We start from the raw sequence: 20,836 nt of genomic DNA on the forward strand, positions 1-20,836 counted from the left end.
CCTGAATAGGCTTCTTCTGCGCCTCGCGCGCGATTTCAATGTCCGATTTATAGCTCATTGGGCAAAACCCCCGGTTGGAAAAGTCTGACAACACCTTGTCCGGAGCGGTGGCGCACCGTCTCAGATTCGTTTTTTCTTTAAGGTAAATAAATATTCCCTTGGGTCAATATGCGAGTTGTAGTAGCCAGATAGCCCACTGCCAAACTCACCATCAATGCCCAGTCGTCAACGACCCAAATCAAGCGTATCTTTTTCGACCTGCGCTGAGACTCAGCAGCCAATCTTCGACAATTAATTGCTCTGGAAAAGCACTGTTGAAAGGTCTTTTCAGTAGGTAGTATCCTGACTCCGTTCGCACCGATGCGTCCTGGACTGGCCTGACCAAAGCGCCGCTTTCCAGCAATGGGTCAACAAGATGGGCCCAACCCAATGCAATTCCCAATCCATCAACCGCTGCTTGTACTGACAATGGGTAGGTGTTGAACGCGACAGCCTGTTCCATTGATGACGTCGAAACACCATTGCCGCTGAACCATGCACGCCATGTCATCCATTCTGCATGGCCGCTGGTGACCTCAATGAGGTCAAGTTCCGGTAACGCAGAAAGCTCCGCCGCATTGGGATTGCTTTTTAGGTACTCGGGGCTGCATACCGGAAAAACGGTTTCTCCGAACAGAAGCTTTGCCTCGTACCCCGGCCAGTCGCCATCCCCTCGCAGAATTGTCAGGTCCATAGAATCTGACAGACATTCCGCGTCACTGTCAGAAGACACCAAAGAGATGCGGATACGGCCATTGGATTTGTTGAACTTGCGAAGTTGCGGCATCAGCCAAAGAGACGCAACAGAATTGGTCGCCGAAATCGAAACCGTATTGGCCTGATGCTTGGCCAGCATGTCGCGGCTGACATCCCGCATCAGGTCCAGTGATTTTTCCACGGTTGCCAACAGGATGGCACCCTGCTGAGTAAGGGAAACAGAACGATGCCCCCGTACAAACAAGGGCACGTCATAATGCTGTTCCAATAATCGCACTTTACGGCTGATTGCAGTCTCTGAGATGTTCAGAACCTTGCTGGCTTGCGCAAAACTCTGCGCCTTGGCAGCTGCCTCAAATGCCAACAAATAGTCCAGCGGCGGCAAGACTTTCCCGGTGACTGGCGCTTTTTTTGGCATTTAGGGGCCTTTTCCCGAACTGGACGACGGCGCGATCAAAAACATTTGCCCGCATCAGGCGGCATTCGATCAGGCAACTGTCTGTTAAGATAGCAAAAAGTCGGATTAGCCTCAAGAAATTATGGTCAAAGCCCCTCAAATTTCTGTTCTGCACATTAGACGATCTTGGGCAGAATGCATGAATTCGGGGCCGGAAGAGTCCTCAACTCAAAAATGAATGTCACTCAGGGAGCAAACATGAAACTTACAAACCTACTTTCTGCTGCAACCTTGGCAGCAGTAGCGGGAACTGGCGCGGCTGCCGAAGACAGCAGCGACCCGATCGTAATCCCCATTCACAACTGGTCCAGCCAGATCGTGATGTCGAATGTTGTAGGCCTGATCTTCGAAGAGATGGGCAACAACGTAGAATATGTCACCACCGACAGTCAGGCCGTCTATGAATCGGTACGTTTGGGCGATGTCGCGCTGGAGATGGAAGTCTGGGAAGGTGCCTTTGGTGCATCCTACCGCGCGGCACTGGAAAAAGGTGGTCTGCATGATGCGGGCGATCATGATGCGGTCACGCGCGAGGATTGGTGGTATCCGATGTGGACCAAGGAATCCTGCCCGGGCCTGCCTGACTGGCAGGCACTGAACGACTGTGCGCACCTGTTCGCCACAGCCGAAACCGGTGACAAGGGCCGTTATCTGGATGGGCCGGTCGACTGGTTGAAGCATGGTAAAGAACGCGCCGAAGCACTGGATCTGAACTTTACGGTGATCAATGCGGGTTCAGCCGCAGCCCTTTGGGCCGAAATTGGCGCGGCAGAGGCCGACAAAACGCCGGTTTTGGTCTTTAACTGGACGCCAAACTTCGCCGAAGCTGTTTGGCCTGGTGAGTTCGTTGAGTTCCCAGCTTGGGAAGATGGTTGCGACAAGGATCCAGCCAAGGGTCCCAACCCGGAAGCGCTGTATGATTGTGGCAACCCTGCCGAGGGTTACCTGAAAAAGGCAGCTTGGGATGGCATGAAAGACAAGTGGCCGGCCGCGTATTGCGCCCTGACCGAGATTTCCTTCACCAACCCGCAGATTGCTGAGATGGCGAAGCTGGTCGACACTGATGAGCTCGAGCCGGAAGAGGCAGCCGAAGAATGGCTGGACGCCAACCGCGCCGTCATTGATCCTTGGATCAGTGCCTGCAGTACATAATCCGGTTGCATCCACCGAAACTGGCGCGGCCTTGAACATCTCAGCGATGCAAGGCCGCGCTCAACACGAAAGAAAGGCAGCCATGTCCGCCTCAGCGCCTGTCATCTCAGCCAAAAACGTCTGGAAACTGTTTGGACCCTCGCCAGAGAGCTATCTGAAATCTCTGCCCGCTGGCCGCAGCTTTGATGAGATTCGGGCGGATGGGTACATCGCCGGGGTCAAGGACGTCTCGATCGAAGTGGACCGGGGTGAGATGCTGGTCATCATGGGGCTGTCGGGATCGGGTAAGTCGACACTGGTGCGGTGCTTCTCACGCCTGCACGACATCACAGGCGGAACGATTGAGGTGGACGGTCAGGATATCATGAGCCTGAGCGAACGCGAGTTGATTGAACTGCGCCGCAACAAGATGGGTATGGTGTTTCAGTCCTTCGGATTGCTGCCGCATCGCACGGTTTTGGACAACGTGGCCTTCCCGTTGGAAATGCGCGGACAGGATCGCCACGACCGGCGCGAACGCGCGCTGGAAGTCATCAAGCTGGTTGGCCTTGAAGGCCGCGAAGAATACTTCCCGCGCGAACTAAGTGGCGGCCAACAGCAACGGGTCGGTATCGCCCGATCCTTAGCTATCGAACCGGATATCTGGTTTCTTGATGAACCATTCTCGGCGCTTGATCCGCTGATCCGCCGTGAAATGCAGGATGAATTCCTGCGTCTGCAAGAGATGTTGGGCAAAACCATCGTCTTCATCACGCATGACTTTGACGAGGCGCTGCGCCTGGCCGACCGGATTGCCATCATGCGCAATGGTGCGGTCGAGCAATGCGACACCCCGGACCAGATCGTAATGAACCCCGCTACCGAATACGTGGCCAAGTTTACCGAGGACATCGACAAAGCCCGCGTCGTGCACGCAAAAGGGCTTGCAAAACCCGTAAACGGTCATGCGCTGGAAGGTGCCCCGATCAATGGTGCCTCAACCATCCATGAACTGGCGCGCGTATTGGTCAACGACGACAGGGTCCTTTTGCCGGTCGCGAATGACAAAGGCGTTGTAACAGGCGTTCTGGACCGCAACACCGCGTTGAACGTTCTGCTTGGAGCCGAATGATGGCGACGCTGTCCACCGAAATACCGGACACATCCGACAGAACGTTTGGACGGACCAAAGTCCTTACGGCACTGCTTGTCACGGCCTTTGCGCTAATCCTTGCCAAGGCCGTGGGCATTCTGCCTGAATGGCTGAACCGAATTCCTGAAGCCGCAATACCGCCAACGGCGCAAATTCTGGATACTGTCTTTAACTTCATTCAAAACGACCTGGGCCTGATTTATGTCACTCGCTTTATTGCAGAAGGCCCGTTGGAGTTTTTGCTGGATACGTCTGCGAACCTGCTAGAGGGCAAGCGGCGCTGGCCCTATCTGGGCCCAATCCCATGGTCCGCAATCGCCGCTGTGGCTGCTGTTGTCGGCTATGCCGTAGGTGGCTGGAGGCTCGCCACGTTGGGAGCCGGAACCTTTATCTGGACCGCGGCAATCGGGCAGTGGAAGATCGCCATGCAAACGATGTCTGTCATCGTAGTCGCGGCACCTCTGGCATTTCTTCTGGGCTTGGTTCTGGGCATCGCCGCCTGGAAATACGGCTGGTTCGAACGGATGCTGAAACCCATCCTGTCCGTGTTGCAAACCCTGCCCTTCTTTACGTATCTCTTGCCCGCAGTGATCTTCTTTAAGGTCGGACCGACAGCTGGGGCCGTCGCAACAATTACCTTTGCCATTCCACCGATGATCCTGATGACCACTTTGGGCCTGAAAAAGGTCAGCCCCGAAGTGATTGAAGCCGGCCAGATGTCCGGGTGCACACGCTGGCAGATGCTGCGCCATGTTTATGTTCCGGCTGCACGCACCGAGGTTCTGGTTGGCGTTAACCAAGTGATCATGCTGTGTTTGGCGATGGTGGTTTTGACCGCCTTTATCGGCATGCCCGGTCTTGGAGCCAAGCTGTTGGCAATGATGGGCAGCTTCAAACTTGGCCGGTCTTTCGAGATAGGTGTGACCATCGTGCTTCTGGCTGTGACGCTTGATCGGATGTCCAAGGCCTGGGTTGTCAAACAGCCTGTTCATTTTGAACGTGGGACGCCGTGGTGGAAACGGCACCAGATTTCGCTGGTCGCTTTGGGTCTGTTTGTTGGGTTTATTTTGCTCGCGCAGATTTTCCCGATCCTGGCCGAAGTTGGCCGCAAGCAGCATCTCAGCCAAGGCAAGGAAATCGACGTGGTGATCAAGTCGATTCTGGCCATCGATGTGATCAAGGGCACAACCGAATGGCTGCGTTGGTTCCTGAACGTCAAGGTTTTGATCCCGTTCCGGAATACCCTACTCGCAATTCCAACCCCCGCTTTCATACTGCTGGTTGTATCCTTTGCCTATTGGGTCGGTGGCCGAAAACCCGGCATCTACGCCGCGATCTTCTTTACGATTGTCGCCTTCTCGGGCTGGTGGGATCGGTCGGTCATCACGCTTTATACTGTGATTTCAGCAGTCGCGCTGGCGACTATGATCGGCATCCCCTTGGGCGTTGTTGCAGCCCGGTCCAACCGCTGGTCCAAGAGCATCCTGCTGGCCTGCGACACCGCGCAAACCTTCCCAAGCTTCATCTACCTGATCCCCGCGATCATGCTGTTTGGGGTCAATGATGTGGCAGTTGTATTCTCAATCCTGATCTTCGCCGCCGTGCCGCTGATCCGTTACACGATAATTGGTCTCAGCAGCGTACCGCCGGAAATGACCGAGGCGGCAGACATGTCCGGCTCGACCCGTCGGCAAAAGCTGATGTCGGTGCAATTTCCGCTGGCGCTGCCGACAATGGCGGTCGGGTTTAATCAGGCAATCATGTTCGCCTTCTTCATGGTTATCATTGCCGCCTTCATCGGCACGCAGGATCTGGGGCAGGAACTGCAACGAACCCTGGCAGGCACCGAATTGGGCAAGAACTTTGTGCTGGGTCTGAACGTGTCGCTGATGGCCCTGACATTTGACATGGCAATCAGCAGTTGGGCCGAGAAGCGCAAGCGCGCTTTGGGGCTGGATTAACCGGAGTTTCGGAGATGAACGTAAAACCTGTATTTGAGGTCCCGTTCGAACGCAGCGGAGTTCTGGCCCCCGGCCTTCCGATCCTGCCACATGGAACGGAACGCCACCCGGTCCCCGGAATGGGCTCCCGCGCTGTTCCGGTCTCCAAAGGCGATACGATAACCTTGCTGGACCGCGACGGGATGCAACCGGCCGAGATGGTCTTCTTTGCCCCTGACCGGAGTTCCGATGCGGCCATGCTTGGCGCGCAGGGGCACGGGCGACCGGAGGGATTGATTGCGACGCTGGCCAATGGATCGCCGTCCGGCAAGAAAGTGCTACGCGCTTTGGAAGTTGCCGGATTTGACATCGGAAAAGGTGACGCAATCCGGGCGTTCATGGACGGGTCGCGCCCTGGCGACATGATGCATTTCGTCGCTGAAAGTGATGGCCTTCTGATCGTGGCTGCACCCGGCAAGGCGATGCGCCCCGAAGAAAACAACCCCCCCACGGATATCATTTTGTACATCCAGCGGTCTGCACCCGGTTTGGCAAAGCCCGATGTTGGACCACCCGAACCGCTGGCCGATCCGCTCAAGGACTTCAACATTCAGCCGGGCAATGCCCACTCGTACGAGGTCAAGGCGGGCGAGTTCATCCAGATTGTCGATATTCGCGGGCGTGAATGCTCGGATTTTCAGGCCTTCAGCCGCCGAGCGCTGGATCAGGGGATCGAACGCGAGATTGATCCGACAACAACGCGCAGCCTAATGGGCAGCTTGTACCCAAAACCGGGAATTTTTTCGAAATACTGGTCGGTAGATCAGGAACCACTGATAGAGATCGTTCAGGATACCTGCGGGCGTCATGACACGTTTGGCCTTGCCTGTACGGCGCGGTATTACGAAGATCTCGGTTACCCCGGCCACGTGAACTGCTCGGACAATATCAACAAGGATTTGGACCAGTACGGCATCAAGCCGCGTGGTGGTTGGCCCGCGATCAACTTCTTTTTCAACACAATGCTGGACGACACCAATGCCATCGGAATGGACGACCCCTGGTCGCGCCCCGGTGACTTCGTCTTATTGCGCGCGCTGACCGATCTGGTCTGCGTCAGCACCGGCTGTCCCTGCGACATCGATCCGGCCAATGGCTGGAATCCTACCGATATTCAGGTGCGAACCTACAAGGCGACCGAGGATTTCAAACGATCCTATGGCTATAGAAAATCTGCGGAGGCGGACGTGGAAGAAACCAAGAAAACTGCATTTCACGACTGCTTTGCACGGCACACCCGTGATTTCATCGAATACAACGGCTATTGGTTGCCAAATACGATGACCAATCACGGCGCGATTGCCGAATACTGGGCCTGCCGGGACAAGGTCGCGGTCATGGACCTGAGCCCATTACGAAAATACGAAGTTGTCGGCCCCGACGCAGAGGAGCTGATGCAGCTGTGCGTGACCCGCAATATGAAAAAGTTGAGCGTTGGTCAGGTCGTGTATACGGCCATGTGCTATGAGCACGGCGGTATGATCGACGATGGTACGGTATATCGATTGGGTGAAACAAACTTCCGCTGGATTGGCGGGAATGACACGAGCGGTTTGTGGCTGCAGGAACAGGCGCTCAAACGCAATATGAATGTTTGGGTGCGCAACTCGACTGATCAATTGCATAACATCGCAGTTCAAGGGCGGTACAGTCGTGACATCCTTTCCAAAATCTTCTGGACACCGCCCCAACAACCGACGATCGAAGAATTACCATGGTTCCGGCTGACCGTGGCCCGGGTTGGTGATGTGCAGGGGACATCTGTGGTAATTTCCCGGACCGGATATTCAGGTGAGCTGGGATATGAAATCTTCTGTCATCCCAAAGATGCCGTTGAGATATTTGATCGCGTCTGGGAGGTTGGCCAGGAATATGGCATCGCTCCGCTTGGGCTTGCGGCACTGGATATGGTGCGGATCGAAGGTGGCTTGATCTTTGCCGGGTCCGAATTCGACGATCAAACCGATCCCTTCGAGGCTGGCATCGGCTTCACCGTTCCACTGAAATCAAAGCCCGACGATTTTATCGGGCGGATAGCGATTGAAGAACGCATGACCCATCCTCATCGCAAACTGGTCGGCTTCGAGGTTGAGGGAGGTACGGTCCCCTCGCCCGGCGACTGTGTACGTGTTGGAAAGGCGCAGGTTGGAGAGATTACCAGCGCGATGAAATCACCCATTCTTGGCAAGGTCATTGCGTTAGGCCGGGTTTCTGTCACTCATGCCGTCGTCGGAGCTGACATTGAAATCGGGCAACTGGACGGCCAGCAAAAGCGCCTAAAAGCCAAAGTCGTGCCTTTCCCGCATTTTGACCCGACAAAGGAACGCGTGAAGGGCAACTATTCAATTGTTGATGTTCCTGATGCAGCAGAATGACGACTCTTTAACAAAGATCTTGGTCACAGGGATTCTCCCGTCCGGGCGCAACGTATGCAGTTGTTTGCCGTGCTAAAACTGAATGGCAACAAGAGTTCTGTGTGCCCCGCTCCAGCGTCCGATATCGAACCTCACAATAGTGTCTCGTTGTGTTTTTGGCTTTCACTTGTGACGGTTGTGTTCATTCAACCGACCATTGGACTGGCTGCTGAATGCGCACAAATTTCTGCACTTGAAAGCTATGATGACACCGGGATTGCACCTGTTGGGTCCGTATGCCTGCCATTTGACGGCTTGGGCAATTCACGCGGCGTTTCGTGTTAATGGGAATTTCAGTTCAGAAGCGATGAGGCCACAAGCTACTTCCACGATACATGGGCTGAAGTGGCGCGTTGCCGAGACGGTACGACTGCTCCGATTGATAGGCAGGTCAATCACCCAGACAGCTATGTGCTTAGAGAATTGGACGCTGGAATTCGTGTCTATCGGGTTGCCATTAAAGACAAGAGCCAAGAGAAGCGCACACTGGTTTTCCTGAGTGTCGAGCACAACAACTGAGACGACCGCCTGACGTCAGTTCCAACGGGATCGCTTCAACCACCACCTTGGGTGTGCAAAAGATTCCGTCCGTCAAGCGACCAAACATGATTTCAATTCTATTTCGTAGTTTGTAGCAGCGTTTGTTGTACTAGGCGGGCTTGTCGCGTGATTTCCGGACCGGGATGCAGGGCTTTAGGCCCTTGTTATAAGGGCTTCGCGAAACCCGTCCGCATCATAGCCGCGATCACCCAGTAACCAATCAGCGATGGCAGGCTGTTCACCAGTGCCCTGGCGCCCGTGAAATCGCTGATTTGCCAGCGGAAAGGAAGTAGCGTATCGGACGTCCGAGACTATCGGTAACAGCATGCAGCTTCGTGTTCATGCCGCCTTTGGCTCGCCCGATCAGCCTGCCGCGACCCTCTTTTTCAACCGCAGGCTGGAGGCCGTGCGCTGCGCTTTGAGGTCGGTCGCGTCAATCATGTTGGTCTTGTGATCGGTCCCCTCCGCTGCCAGTCCGGCCATGATCCGAGCAAACACGCCCATATTTCTCCACCGCTTCCAAGGGTTATATAGCGTCTTTGGCGGGCCATACTCACGAGGCGCATCTGACCAGCGCAACCCATTGCAATTGATGAAAATAATGGCGCCAAACACAATCCGATCGTCAACCCACGACTTGCCATGGCTCTTTGAAAAGTATGGCCGAAGACGCTCCATCTGTTGGTCTGTCAGCCAGAATAGATTGCTCATGAAGTACCCCTGAAACTCCGGGGCTTGACTCATGCAGCCGAGATAGTGGCAACAAATTTATGGGTCCAGAACCTAGGCATATGCGCGCTGGTCAGGACCTTGGGGCGAGATCACCACCAATGGTCCGGCAGCCTTCGGCCACTCCGAAGAAGCCATTGCGCATCTGATCCTCTCAGGCGCTTTCGTCGGGTTCTTGCCATCTCACCTTGGGCAGCCTTTTGAGGTATCACTTCAGATGCGTCGAATAGGCTCAAAGAACCTGACTTTCACAACACCGGCTGGTATTCTGCAGTCCGCAAGGGAAAAGGAAAACCCACTTGCTCGAGCCTTCCTGGAAGGGTTGCAAAACGGAGTGCACTGACCCAATTCAACGGCCCATATTCAAACCCGCGCTCTGAGATTGGCAGCGGCCCAAACCGGATGAGGTGGGTGGCTCCTGTTCCACCGGCATCGAATATGCCAAAGTGTAGATGTCATCGACTGCTAGAAAAGTAGCGACCCAATGACAGTAAAGACCGGAGGCCTGGATCTGGCCAAGGATGTTTTTCAAGTTCACGGCATTTCAGAGAACGGCCGAGTGATTTTCGACAAAGCCATCAAACGCGCAAAGCTGCTCCGCTTCTTTGAGACGCTTCCACCCTGCAGGGTCGGGATAGAAGCCTGCGGCTCGTCTCATCACTGGGGTCGCCAGCTGCGCAAATTAGGGCACGACGTGAAGCTCAAGCAGGCCGGATACGTCAAACCCTATTGAAGCGCGGCAAGAACGACGCCGGTGATGCTGAGGCGATCTGTGAAGCGGTCCGTCGACCAACCATGCGATTTGTCGAGATCAAGACGGAAGAGCAGCAAGCCATTCTCTCAATCCATCGGACTCGAGATCTGGCCGTTCGGCAGCGCACCCAACTGGCCAACATGATCCGCAGCCTTTTGCGTGAGTTTGGGCATATCTTGCCCATTGGGATCGAAGCAGTGACGGCTTTTGCAAAGCGTCACCTTGATGGCGACCATCCAGAAATGCCGGAGATCGCCAACGGCATGCTCGGTATCCAGTGCTATCAGTTCCTCGGCCTGAACGAACGCATCGTTGGCTATTCTAAGATGATCCAGCAACATGCCCTTCTGAATGCAGATGCACGTAGATTGATGCGTATGCCTGGTATCGGCCCGATCACGGCTTCAGCGATTGTGGCTACGATTGGCGATGCTAAACAGTTCCGGACCGGGCGCGATCTGGCGGCTTGGCTCGGACTGACCCCACTTAACAAATCCAGCGGTGGCAAGGAACGTCTGGGCAAGATCACGAAGCAAGGTGATCGCTACATTCGCAAGCTGTTGGTCGTAGGCATGACATCGCGTGCTGTGATGGCGAAACGTTCGCCAAAGAAGGTCGATTTGTGGACAGCAAAGATCATCGCAGGCAAGCCATTCCGACTCGCAACAACTGTCATGGCCAACAAGGCCGCACAGGACATCTGGGCGATGCTCACAAAAAAACAGGAATACCGGCAGCCTGCGTTCTAATCGCGTTGACTGTCCACGAGATGCACGGCGTTGAAGTGATGATGCGAAAAAAAAGTCAACCAAGAGCAAGGAATCTCCGGGAATGGCAGCGACCCTCAGTGGTCGATAACCCGATTAGAACCTCGCTCGCGAAATTCATCAGGCCAGTGGCGACAATGCCGCCACGCAAATAGGCCGGACAGACGAAAGTACTGACAAAAACACCCGCAAACATCGCCAATAAACTCTTGCAATGCAGGAGCCACCCACCGAGGTCACTCAACGCCCGCGCGCGACGCTGCAGTCGCAGCCCGTCGAAGCGGACCTCAATCGATCGCGCAGCACCACGGGCAATCTATGAGCGAGGCCAATCCGAACGCTGTCAACTCAATCGGACCACTTCATTTAATGACAGGCACTTTACACACCCAGGGTCGCGTTAAGGCGTGACGCGTGCAAAAAGATACAATTTATGGTATTATTTCGCACTTAATTTCGAACAGGTTTATTGCTATGGACCAAGATCGTTTTAAGCACAGACTTCGTTTTGCTATTGGGATCACGCTTTTATCGGGCATCGTGACGTCAACCGCTTCCGGCTAGGATGTTGACGCGCCAATGGCGTCCGGCATCTCGGAAACAACGATGCGCGTGCCCAGCCACTGAACAACGCCTTTCCCGCAAGCTTCATGGGGACTTGGGAACCCTATGACGATGGCAACTGGCTGAATTTCGACCTCGACTTCACCAGCGGCACCGAAGCCATTGAGATGCTCGAGGCGCGTGTCACCTACAGGGATGCCGATGGCATGGAACTGGGAACCGCGACCGTGGGACAGCGCGACCTGTCCTTTGCGGTACTCAGCCGGACCGACACAGCCGGAGCGGCCCTGCCTCCGGCATTTGATGAAACCGGTGGACGGCTCGACGATTTCGGCTCCTTCGGCGATCAATGCGTTGCGGACATCGTTATAGACTCCAATGGTCTGCTCTACGCCGGAGGGTCAGGGACCAATTCGACGCTATTCGTCGACGATGGCGGCGAGCCGCTCATCCCATTCGCATCGCCGTCCGCTCTGCCGAACGGATCGCTTTTGTCGCGCTATACCGAGGACGGAGACAATGACGATGCCTTCTCGGCCAACGGGTTGGAAGCGTTGTCGATCGCAAATCCGATCGTTGAAAACGGGACGATCAGACATGGCGTGAACGCTATAGCGGTCGATGCTCTAGGCAATATCTGGGCTGGCGGCGAGGCGTGGCTGCTGGATGTTCCGTCCGATGACGACCTGCTGTCGTGGTGGTCCGTCATGCGGATCGATACGAATGGCGCTGTAGAGCCGTTTTTCGGCGCTCAGATTCTGTTTCCCGAGACGGACAACGGCAGAATAGCCGATCTCGCTTTGCTGTCAGGCAGCATGATCGCCGTCGGCTCCATCGAAGTCGAGGACCGGCCACGGGCGACGCTTGGCATCATCAGTGCAAATGATGCCGAGATCATGGTCGAGGATTTCCTGCCCGACGACATGGTTTCGACATACAGCACTGTCGCATTGGACGACGAGGATCGCATTTACGTCGCCGGCTGGTTCGGTCCGCTGCAGGAACTGATTGTCGATGAAGACGACGAACTCGAAGACCGGACATGGTTCGTCGCGCGGTTTCTGTCCGACGGCATGCTCGACGAGGATTTCGGCACGGCAGGCCGAGTCGATGTCGCCTTTCCAGGGGTCGACCGGGCCGCACCCTTGGCTATGGCCATTGACGGTGACGACCGGATCGTCACCGTCGGCACCGTGTCACCGGGCCCGGGCATCTCGGCCCAGGCCGCCATCGTTCGAATGACATCCTCCGGCGAACTTGACGACGCGCTTGCCCCGGCTGAAGCCGGTACGGGAATCGTGGTGAGGGATTTTGGATTTCCCGGCCTCGTCGGCGCGGGCGATGTTGCGATCGATGCGGAGGGCAGGATCGTTGTCTCCATATTCACCTCTGACATGTTCGCGGCCGTCCGTCTGCTCGATGATGGCGACCTGGACCAGGATTTCAACCAGAACGGCATTGTCGTACTGGAACATCCGGACACGCCTGACCGGACCGGCACGCGATCCACGTCGGTCGCGATCGCATCAGGCAACCGCGTGGTTTTGGGCGGCTGCGCCACCAGCGCTTCAGGCGAGGGGAATATTGCATTGATGCGGCTGAGGGAGGATGGTCTGCTGGATTCCAACGCCACACAGATCCCGCCAGCAACCCGCGTCATCGTTGCCTTCCCCGACGAAGCGCTGGCGGATGACGACCGGTTGTTGCCCTTTGCGGGCGACCCGCCCGCAAGCGTGGATGTCGAGCTTGACGTGCGCGAAGTCGACACTGACGAGGAATGGACGCTTTCGTTCAACGAGATTCCCACGCCGACTTTCGCACCGGTTCCGTTCACCGACGGATCGACCTACGTCTTCCCGCTTTCGCCGACGCAACTGTTTGTCTCGCTTCCCGATGACGATGCCTGTGCGGCGCTTGACGACAATGACGACGGCGATGACGAGACAGCGCCCAATCCGCCGGTTCTGAACTACCGGATCAATGTTGCGCATGAGCTTCGCTTTGGCGATATCGAAACCCATCACCGGCATTTCGTAAACAGCCTGAACAACCCAAGCGCGACCAACAACCAGCGCTACGCCTATAATATCGGCGTCACGGATGCAGACGGAAACCTGTCCCGCCCCCTCGACGATGCGTGCGAGGGTATCGACAACCTGCAGAACACCGACAGTTACATCTGGGGCCAGCCGGTGATCGCGATCGCCGATGGCGACATCGTCGGCCTCGACAATAGCCAGCCGAGCAACCCGCGCCCGGGTCCACGCCTAGCGAGTGTCCCGGCGCCCGGGAATTTCATCTCGATCCAGCATTCGAACGGAACGGTCTCGAACTACTAACACATGATCCCGGGCTCCATTCCTGCGAATTTCGGAATGATCGGATCCTGCGGAATGGGGCAGGTCTGCAGTGTCGAACAAGGTGACGTGATCGGCATGGTCGGCAATTCCGGTAACAGCAGCGGGCCACATCTGCATTTTCAGCTGATGGACGGACCGAGCCTGAACAACGACGACGGGCTGCCGATCGGGTTCAGCAACGTGATACTGGATGGTATGCTGCAAACGAATGTCATTTTCCACAGCCGACAGGTGCTAGGCGACATCCTGCCAATACCCGAAACCATTGAATTGAATCCGCCGACACCCTCGGGTGCGGTCGGCGAGGCAGAGCCAAATGACGGTCTTGCCGAGCACCATGCCGTGACGCCACCGACCATCGTTTCCGGCACGATATCGGTAGTCGAGGCCCCCACCGTCGCAGTGCGCGGCGATCCGGTCGAGGACATCTACCGGTTCCAGAGCGAAACACGTGCCAGGGTGTTCATCCGGCTCGAGGCGGCTCAGGCTTTTGAAGACCTTGACGTATATCTGCTGAACGAGGGCCTACAGATGCTCAACCCTGACCGCGCAGGCTGGGGTCCGGGCGGGATCGAGGAAATCGTGCTCACCGTGCCACCGGGTCGGTTCTATGTCGCGGTTTCGGACCCGGAGGACGGCTCGGGGGTCGATTACGAGCTCGAGATCGATATTCGCCCATTCGCCTGGCAGTATTCGGCCAAGGTGGTGTGCGGCTCACAGCCCGACCCCGAGAACGGGCGTCTGGTGCCGGGACGCTACGCGACAACCGTCAACATTCACAATCCGGGCGGCAACGAGGCGCTGGTTTTCAAAAAGCTTGCACTCGCGTTTCCGCCGGTTGAACAGCGGCCGGGACGAATTTACGAGATTGGCGAGGACACGCTCGGTTATGATCAGGCGGTGAAGACGGATTGCGCCGATCTGGAACTGAATGCGCTCGGTGGCGCACCACCCGAGGGCGAAACCTATTACGAAGGTTGGGTCGTTGTTCAGAGCACCGAACAACTAGACGTCACAGCGGTTTACTCCGCGGCGACGCTGGGGCCTGAAGGCAACGTGACCGGAGCCCACTCGATCGACGTCGAGCAGATTTCTGAACACGGCTTGGGCGTCGACCTTTCGGTCACCAAATCGGCCGAGGATTTCACCTGGCCGTTCGGCGACCGTTTGCTCCATTTCATCCTCTACACGGTTGACGTCGCCAACGCCGGACCGGCGGTTGCTGGCAATGTCCGGGTCAGTGACACCATGGCCCTAAACCTGCTGAACGCAGATGGCGCAGCAGCGCTTCTTCCGTTGCCGCTCGATCTGCCGCCGACAGGGTCGCTGATCTCGATCGAAACCCTGTCGCAAACCGAATCCGCGGCGGAATTCGATATCGGCGACATCGCCCCCGGATCGGTGCGCAGCATTCGGTTCTGGGGCGTTGCCGCCGCGGGCGCGACAGGTTCCCCGGCCTTTGCGTTTGTCAAGAACACTGCGGTGGTCCGGGCTGGCGAGGCGGAATTGATTGAGGACGACAACAGCGACAGCATCAACACGGCGATATTACCATGACTCAGATGACGCGTATTCTGCTGACCGGCCTTGCGGCGCTCTCACCTTTTTTTACCTCCAGCACCTCGGCGCAAAACAGCGGAACCGCACCTCCAAAACCCGAAATCCGGCCGGAAATGCGCATCTGCGGTCAACTGGCGCAACGCGACTCGCTCGCTCAGCTGGATAAGCACCTAAAGCAGTCGGGCCAGGTTGATAGAGACAGCGCCAACTACCGCGCGCCCGACCTGCCAGAAGACCTGCACGCCATGCTGCGATGTCTCATGGCCCGAATCGATACCGGCACTTAGCTGCATTGTGCCCGGCTCGAAACACTCCAAAGTAAACCCTTCCAGCAGTTGAGGCATTTTTTGCGTTTCCGTGCGGCAGCCCGGCCAATTAGAGCGGTTTGTGTTTTATCTATCCCGAATCCTGCGGCTGTAGAGAAGTTGCAGCATTCTTCGTCAGTGAAGAGCTCGCAAACGCGACCTACGGCATTCCATAGATCGTGGATGGTTCGGGGGCTCTGCTGCAAAGAATTAGCTGTTGACGCGCTGGGGTTTCGCGCGTGGATGGCTTTCGGTCCCAATTGGTCGAAAGTCATTCACCCGCAGCATCCCACCTCGTCAAGAGCCAAAAGTCTGCAATAGATCCTCCAGTAAACCGTCGCTTCTGGCTGTTCCAAAAGTTTGCGAAACATTTAAGATAATCGGGTGGAAATACCGTAATGCTCTTTATTGGCCCATTACGCGCACTATTGCAAAGCCTGGAAAATTGCACAGTTTTCGCAGTATTGATCAGGCCAATAGATGCCAACAAAGAACCATATCGACGGTTTAGCTACCAGACTAACTTAGTTGGCGCGCGATCTGTTCTACCAGCTCTTGAGCAACCTCCTCTGACACTCCCCGCAACCGTACTCGAATGCGAACTTCATCTGGTGACAGCTCGGCCTGTACTGCCCCCCCTCCAGCTAACTTGACCGGTGTCAACGGCATGACTAGCTGCGGACGCCCTCCACGGGCTTTCTCGGCAGTAGGTGAAGGAGACGAATTCATTGCACCTTCCAGAGCATCCCATTCGGTTTTTGGATCGATAACTTCGGCTTCAGCAAGAGCTTGACGAAGTTTGCTCTGGGCACCCCCTCTCAGCGCCGACGCGAGTTTCAAACCCGCTTTTTCCGAAATCGCCACAGGATGCTGCAGTAAGTCGCCGAGCGCCTCGTGGATCATCGCAAAGCTTCGAACTTTCGATCTCTTGGCTTTGGAGGCGGTCGCAAATAGCACATCGACTGCGGCCTCAGTCGACTCGAATATTCCCTGTCCAACAGCCAGAACTGCGATACGTCCACGCTCATATGGGCTCAGATTTAGTCGGAGTTCATTTTCTTCAACCATCGACACGTAAGCCCCCTGCCCCGAACCGGCATCCCTCACGAAGGCTGGAATGGTTGCAAACCGATCATCAGTTTTGGACAAACGTCTAAATGCGTCTAAGCGCCTGAACCCCGAGATAAGACCAAAGCCGTCGCCTACACGAGTGACTTCAATGGGTGTGCGCAGCCCGTTAGACCGCAAAGACTCCAGAAGTTCCGCCATAGCCTCTTCGTCTTCGACCATTCGATCTCGACGAATATATTCGGCATCGATCAATTCCAAAGGCAGTATTTCAGCCACCAACCCGGCATCCTGAGCGTCTCGCCAGCGTGCGGCGTCGCTTTGATCTTTCGCTAACTCGACACGGTCCGTCACAGTTGTCATTCCGCTTAGGGACGCAGCTTCAGCCGCCACCTGAGCAATTGGTGGTGTGGACGACGAACCCTCAAATGGATTCAACGAAGGTTTCGCGGCGAAACCCACCTCCAACTCTTCCAACTCCGCTGTATTTGGAACAGCAAGCCTTCTACGTTTAGCCATTCGAATCTCCTCCCAATTGGGCATCGCGCCACCAGCAACCTATTAGAACTTCTTTGAATTCCGCGTAGGTACGATCAAAAGTTTCACGTCCACGGACATAGGTTTCGCGGTTAAAATCTCGGTAGTCAGCCTCATAAATACCGTTCACTTGTTCACCCGCCTGCCCGACCAAAGCAGTGAAATCCTGTCGGTAAGCGTTCATGAAGTCGCCAAAGTACGCTTGGATCACGTTCGCCATATCTGTCTGTTGGCTGGCATCAAATCGGGTAATGATTGCCCGAACGACATCCCATTCGAACTTCAACTCTGGCAATCCGGCTGCTCGTTGGGCGGTGTTTTCCCCATCTTCGATACTTGCGAACGTCGTATAGAGCATGTCAAAGAACCGGCCGGTTGAATCAAACTCCAGGAACGAAGCTCCGAGCGGTACCAAAAGGATGTCAGCCGCGGCCAAAGCGTTGATTGTTAGGTACCCAAGTGCAGGAGGTGTATCAATGAAGACGACGTCATAATCGTTGAGAACACCCTCATTCTCGAGAAAATTGGTGAGGCCATCCCACAATGGCCAACTTCTTAATCCCATACGCCACACTGGAATCTGGAACTCTGCCCAATACAAATTCAGCTGGGCACCAATAAGGTCAATATTGGGCCAATGGGTTTTCTGAATAACATCGGTTGGAGTTGTATTTAACGCCTCTTGCAGTGTCTCATCCAAAGGGATTTCGGCCTGCCCGCCGACCTGCCTGACGCGGTTTTCTTCTTGAACAGCCCTTGCGTAATCTTTGGCTATCAACGGAAATACTGTTTGCCATTCGTCCGCAACTGTTCCGCCAAGAATTGACGTCATTGATCCCTGGCTATCCAAATCAATTACAAGAACTTTGTACCCATCCAATGCCGCAGACATAGCGAGGTGAGCCGCAGTTGAAGTTTTGCCAACCCCCCCTTTGAAGTTTGCTACCGATACAACTTTCGCAGGCAGGCCCTCCGGGCGATATGGCAAGTATTCTTTGGTGCTGACACCTTCTGCCGCAAAGTGTTTTCGAAGGATTAAAACCTCTTCAAGAGTAAACCACTTTGACCCCGCTTCTCCTTCTCCTTGTGGAAGCTCTGCATTAGCTTTGAGAACGCGCCTTAGGTGAGCGGGCGCTACAGGAATAAGGTACTTTGTGATTTCCCAGATAGAGAAACGACGTAACCGTTTTTCACCGTCGGGCGCATAGCCTCTCCGGGCTAAATCTTCACGTCCTTTTGCACAGAACGCGGCGGCTTTTGCGAATCGCGAAGTTCCAATAGGATCTGGCAACTTCGCCGCTGCGCTTTCTGGATCGAGGTTAAGATAAGGGGGCAGGGGAGGTTGGTTAGTCTTATTCACTGTCGATACCTCAGGTAATGTTCGCCTTGTCAGCGTATATGGTGGAATGTAGCGAACATTTGGGTGAGAGGCTATCCTTCCTTTTCGTTTTTTCCACAGAAGTTGAGGCGACCACCAGGTTTCGCAGCGAAACTCAAAGAAATAATGAAAAAGAACGCAACAAATCGTTTAGTTTATTTGTAATATTTAGAATCTTTGCGAAGATAAAAATATTTATGATCAAGTAGTTAATCGACATTGGGTATCCGTTTACAGGGTGTAGGGGACCCTAATACGGGATCATAGGTACCCAAACACAGGTTCTGTAGTGTCAAGTTACGGTAAATAGGGGGCCGATTCTCAGGATGGTGCAATTCAGGGCGGAAAAGGCTCTAATACAAGGTTCAAGGAACGAGATTATCCTTGTTCTTTGCTTCGAGGGAATCCCATTTTGGGTGTTTCTGTGGATAACCTCAGGGCCGCGTCCAATAGGTACCCGTCCACGGGATAAAGCTAATCCTGTATTTGGGCACCCAAATAAGATTGCAACTCAGGTACCTATTGTGCAAACAATAGGGAAACGAGCAGCCAGGCAGAATCATGCCGGATACACAAGTTGACATGGACAATCTCTCAGGCGCGTTACGCCGTGAGACAGTAAAAAAGAACGTCGCCGCGATTCACATCAGTGGCAAGCTGTCGTTATTGCAACGCAAGCTGTCGAACGTATTATTGTTGAATGCCTATGATGCTTTAACGTCTGCACCGACCCATACAATTGATGCCAGAACATTGGCGATGATGGTTGGGTATAATTCAAACGACTTTGACACTCTGCGTGCAAGCTTGCGGGCTCTGGCTGAAACGGTTGCCGAATGGGATATGCTGGACGAACAGGGGCGCCAAGAATGGGGTGTCTCATCTTTGTTGAGTTTTGCCAAACTGAAGAATGGTATCTGTGAATACGCATATTCTCCGGCGTTGGCGCAAAAACTCTATGATCCAAAGATTTACGCGTTAATAAATGTCCAGATTCAAAGAAATTTTAGTTCAGGGCACGGCTTGGCGCTTTATGAAAACTGCTATCGATTTGTCCGGACAGGGTCGACGGGTTGGTGGGCGCTGGACGTCTTTAGAAAGCTAATGGGAGTCGACGGGAGCGAGTACTATGGCAGCTTCAAGCACCTAAATGCCAAGATCATCAAGCCCGCCGTCGCCGAAGTTAACAAAAGCTCTGATATTCTCATTGAGCCGGAGTTCCAAAAAAAGGGACGTACAGTTACAGATATTCGGTTCCTGATAAAGGGCAACCCGCAGAAAGCGATGTTTGAGATTGACGATGAAGATGGCGTTCGCAATCTGACAATCTACAAGACGCTGCGCCAGCAAGGTGTGTCTGACAGGTTGGCGCGACAATGGATTTCTGAACATGGCGAAGACTATGTTCGGGAAAAGCTCGAATATGCCAAGGGCAGGGATGGTGTAAAGTCTACTCTTGGTTTTCTGTCTGCTGCCTTGCGGGACAACTATCAAGTGCCAGAAACGAAAACTTCGATGGTGCCAGACCCATCAGCGGGTGAAGCTGCAAAACGCAGGATTGCCGAACAAGAGCAGCAGGACAAGGAATACGAAGCAAGGACTGCAGAGCGAACCGAACGTGCGCGGCGATTGGCAATTGTTGAGGATCTGGTTTCGCGGCGAAACCCAACGCAGCGCGATGCGGATAAGCGGCTTTTTCTGTCGGGCCTTGATAATGACCTCGACCGAGAACATTTCAGAGCTCATGGATGGCGATCAGGGCTGAATGCCACCAAGATCTTTGAATTCTGGGAGGAGCTCGAACCAGACGTATTCACATGAGAGGGTTTCTAAGTGCATGTATCCAAGGGTACCGCTTGTTAAAAGCAGAAATCGAAGTCCATCAAGTACTGCGTGGTGTGCATTCTGCGTAAATTCTGCGCATTGAGGTTGCTTTCCTTTTGAGTGGTATGAGTGTTTGTGCTTGTGTCGCAAACTTTCTCGGGGCTGTCAAAAATTAGGAAATTGTTCTGTTTACATTCAGCTTGAAGCCGAACTGATGGCCGAAACTGAGCGACTAGAGGCCAATTTTTCCCTGTGTTGATCCTCATTCGCGTACTCACATGTCGCCTATCGGGAAAATATTCTGCTCGCAAAATCTTTGCGACAGAACCGCATGATCTCGTTAAAAGGTTGTCATTTCCCCAAGGATGCAGTTTCGTACGTTGTTTACTTCTATCTGCGGCACACAGTGTCCTATCGTGACTTGGAAGAGATCATGGCTGAGCGCGGTGTGCGGGTTGATCAGGTTCTGTCGCAAACTTTGTCCCTACCTGTCAGGTCGAGTGCATTTCTGGTAGCGCGCACTAGAACTTGACAGGAGC

Annotated in this window: 13 protein-coding genes and 2 pseudogenes; 11 read left to right on the top strand and 4 right to left on the bottom strand. The window is 54.7% G+C overall.

What is annotated here, in order from left to right; all coding sequences use genetic code 11:
- Positions 1-238: 238 nt before the first annotated feature.
- Complete coding sequence (locus AC2FGC_RS23545; RefSeq protein ID WP_496727475.1) at positions 239-1,174, bottom strand: LysR substrate-binding domain-containing protein; 936 nt, start codon at positions 1,172-1,174, stop codon at positions 239-241.
- A gap of 237 nt (positions 1,175-1,411) precedes the next feature.
- On the opposite strand from AC2FGC_RS23545, the gene AC2FGC_RS23550 reads away from it, so the two are divergent.
- From AC2FGC_RS23550 to AC2FGC_RS23565, 4 genes are all read left to right on the top strand, one after another.
- Positions 1,412-2,365, top strand: coding sequence for an ABC transporter substrate-binding protein (locus tag AC2FGC_RS23550; protein WP_058277107.1), 954 nt, complete (start codon positions 1,412-1,414; stop codon positions 2,363-2,365).
- An 82-nt stretch (positions 2,366-2,447) separates the two neighbouring features.
- The gene (locus tag AC2FGC_RS23555; RefSeq protein WP_496727474.1) at positions 2,448-3,476 is read left to right on the top strand and encodes a quaternary amine ABC transporter ATP-binding protein; all 1,029 of its coding nucleotides are present in this window, start codon (positions 2,448-2,450) and stop codon (positions 3,474-3,476) included.
- Positions 3,476-5,458: an ABC transporter permease gene (locus AC2FGC_RS23560; protein WP_496727473.1), complete on the top strand. Its 1,983-nt coding sequence runs from the start codon at positions 3,476-3,478 to the stop codon at positions 5,456-5,458. Before AC2FGC_RS23555 ends, AC2FGC_RS23560 begins: the two co-directional genes overlap by 1 nt.
- Before the next feature lie 14 nt (positions 5,459-5,472).
- Entirely contained in the window at positions 5,473-7,872 is a 2,400-nt protein-coding gene (locus AC2FGC_RS23565) for a trimethylamine N-oxide demethylase (protein WP_496727472.1), read from the top strand.
- 496 nt (positions 7,873-8,368) lie between these two features.
- On the opposite strand, the pseudogene AC2FGC_RS23570 reads toward AC2FGC_RS23565, so the two are convergent.
- A pseudogene (locus AC2FGC_RS23570) lies at positions 8,369-9,162 on the bottom strand (IS5 family transposase).
- A gap of 502 nt (positions 9,163-9,664) precedes the next feature.
- Here AC2FGC_RS23570 and AC2FGC_RS23575 point away from each other — a divergent pair.
- The 5 genes from AC2FGC_RS23575 (at position 9,665) to AC2FGC_RS23595 (ending at position 15,472) form a co-directional block, all read left to right on the top strand.
- Positions 9,665-9,913 carry a hypothetical protein gene (locus tag AC2FGC_RS23575; protein WP_496727471.1) on the top strand — a complete coding sequence of 83 codons (249 nt, stop codon included), beginning with the start codon at positions 9,665-9,667 and terminating at the stop codon, positions 9,911-9,913.
- The gene (locus AC2FGC_RS23580) at positions 9,862-10,683 is read left to right on the top strand and encodes an IS110 family RNA-guided transposase (protein WP_496783615.1); all 822 of its coding nucleotides are present in this window, start codon (positions 9,862-9,864) and stop codon (positions 10,681-10,683) included. The genes AC2FGC_RS23575 and AC2FGC_RS23580 overlap by 52 nt, the downstream gene beginning before the upstream one ends.
- 668 nt (positions 10,684-11,351) lie before the next feature.
- Positions 11,352-13,604 carry a hypothetical protein gene (locus tag AC2FGC_RS23585; RefSeq protein ID WP_496783611.1) on the top strand — a complete coding sequence of 751 codons (2,253 nt, stop codon included), beginning with the start codon at positions 11,352-11,354 and terminating at the stop codon, positions 13,602-13,604.
- Positions 13,605-13,640: 36 nt separating this feature from the next.
- A complete protein-coding gene (locus AC2FGC_RS23590; RefSeq protein ID WP_496727469.1) occupies positions 13,641-15,182 on the top strand; it encodes a hypothetical protein in 1,542 nt (513 codons plus the stop codon).
- On the top strand, positions 15,179-15,472 hold the full coding sequence (locus AC2FGC_RS23595; RefSeq protein ID WP_496727468.1) for a hypothetical protein: 294 nt from the start codon (positions 15,179-15,181) through the stop codon (positions 15,470-15,472). The genes AC2FGC_RS23590 and AC2FGC_RS23595 overlap by 4 nt, the downstream gene beginning before the upstream one ends.
- A 537-nt stretch (positions 15,473-16,009) precedes the next feature.
- Here the strand turns inward: AC2FGC_RS23595 and AC2FGC_RS23600 are convergent.
- Both AC2FGC_RS23600 and AC2FGC_RS23605 read right to left on the bottom strand, forming a co-directional pair.
- A complete protein-coding gene (locus AC2FGC_RS23600; RefSeq protein WP_496783613.1) occupies positions 16,010-17,077 on the bottom strand; it encodes a ParB/RepB/Spo0J family partition protein in 1,068 nt (355 codons plus the stop codon).
- The gene (locus tag AC2FGC_RS23605; protein ID WP_496727466.1) at positions 17,070-18,455 is read right to left on the bottom strand and encodes an AAA family ATPase; all 1,386 of its coding nucleotides are present in this window, start codon (positions 18,453-18,455) and stop codon (positions 17,070-17,072) included. Before AC2FGC_RS23605 ends, AC2FGC_RS23600 begins: the two co-directional genes overlap by 8 nt.
- 579 nt (positions 18,456-19,034) lie before the next feature.
- Here AC2FGC_RS23605 and AC2FGC_RS23610 point away from each other — a divergent pair.
- On the top strand, positions 19,035-20,294 hold the full coding sequence (locus AC2FGC_RS23610) for a replication initiation protein (protein WP_496727465.1): 1,260 nt from the start codon (positions 19,035-19,037) through the stop codon (positions 20,292-20,294).
- Between the two features lie 334 nt (positions 20,295-20,628).
- A pseudogene (locus AC2FGC_RS23615) lies at positions 20,629-20,757 on the top strand (IS6-like element ISPmar1 family transposase); the annotation flags it as partial.
- Positions 20,758-20,836 lie beyond the last annotated feature (79 nt).

This window comes from Ruegeria sp. CDSC054, from assembly GCF_059610645.1.

Excerpts from the sequence above, each read along its gene's own strand:
- AC2FGC_RS23545 (WP_496727475.1), bottom strand. The coding sequence starts at position 1,174 with ATGCCAAAAAAAGCGCCAGTCACCGGGAAAGTCTTGCCGCCGCTGGAC.
- AC2FGC_RS23550 (WP_058277107.1), top strand. The coding sequence starts at position 1,412 with ATGAAACTTACAAACCTACTTTCTGCTGCAACCTTGGCAGCAGTAGCG.
- AC2FGC_RS23555 (WP_496727474.1), top strand. The coding sequence starts at position 2,448 with ATGTCCGCCTCAGCGCCTGTCATCTCAGCCAAAAACGTCTGGAAACTG.
- AC2FGC_RS23560 (WP_496727473.1), top strand. The coding sequence starts at position 3,476 with ATGGCGACGCTGTCCACCGAAATACCGGACACATCCGACAGAACGTTT.
- AC2FGC_RS23565 (WP_496727472.1), top strand. The coding sequence starts at position 5,473 with ATGAACGTAAAACCTGTATTTGAGGTCCCGTTCGAACGCAGCGGAGTT.
- AC2FGC_RS23575 (WP_496727471.1), top strand. The coding sequence starts at position 9,665 with ATGACAGTAAAGACCGGAGGCCTGGATCTGGCCAAGGATGTTTTTCAA.
- AC2FGC_RS23585 (WP_496783611.1), top strand. The coding sequence starts at position 11,352 with ATGGGGACTTGGGAACCCTATGACGATGGCAACTGGCTGAATTTCGAC.
- AC2FGC_RS23590 (WP_496727469.1), top strand. The coding sequence starts at position 13,641 with ATGATCGGATCCTGCGGAATGGGGCAGGTCTGCAGTGTCGAACAAGGT.
- AC2FGC_RS23595 (WP_496727468.1), top strand. The coding sequence starts at position 15,179 with ATGACTCAGATGACGCGTATTCTGCTGACCGGCCTTGCGGCGCTCTCA.
- AC2FGC_RS23600 (WP_496783613.1), bottom strand. The coding sequence starts at position 17,077 with ATGGCTAAACGTAGAAGGCTTGCTGTTCCAAATACAGCGGAGTTGGAA.
- AC2FGC_RS23610 (WP_496727465.1), top strand. The coding sequence starts at position 19,035 with ATGCCGGATACACAAGTTGACATGGACAATCTCTCAGGCGCGTTACGC.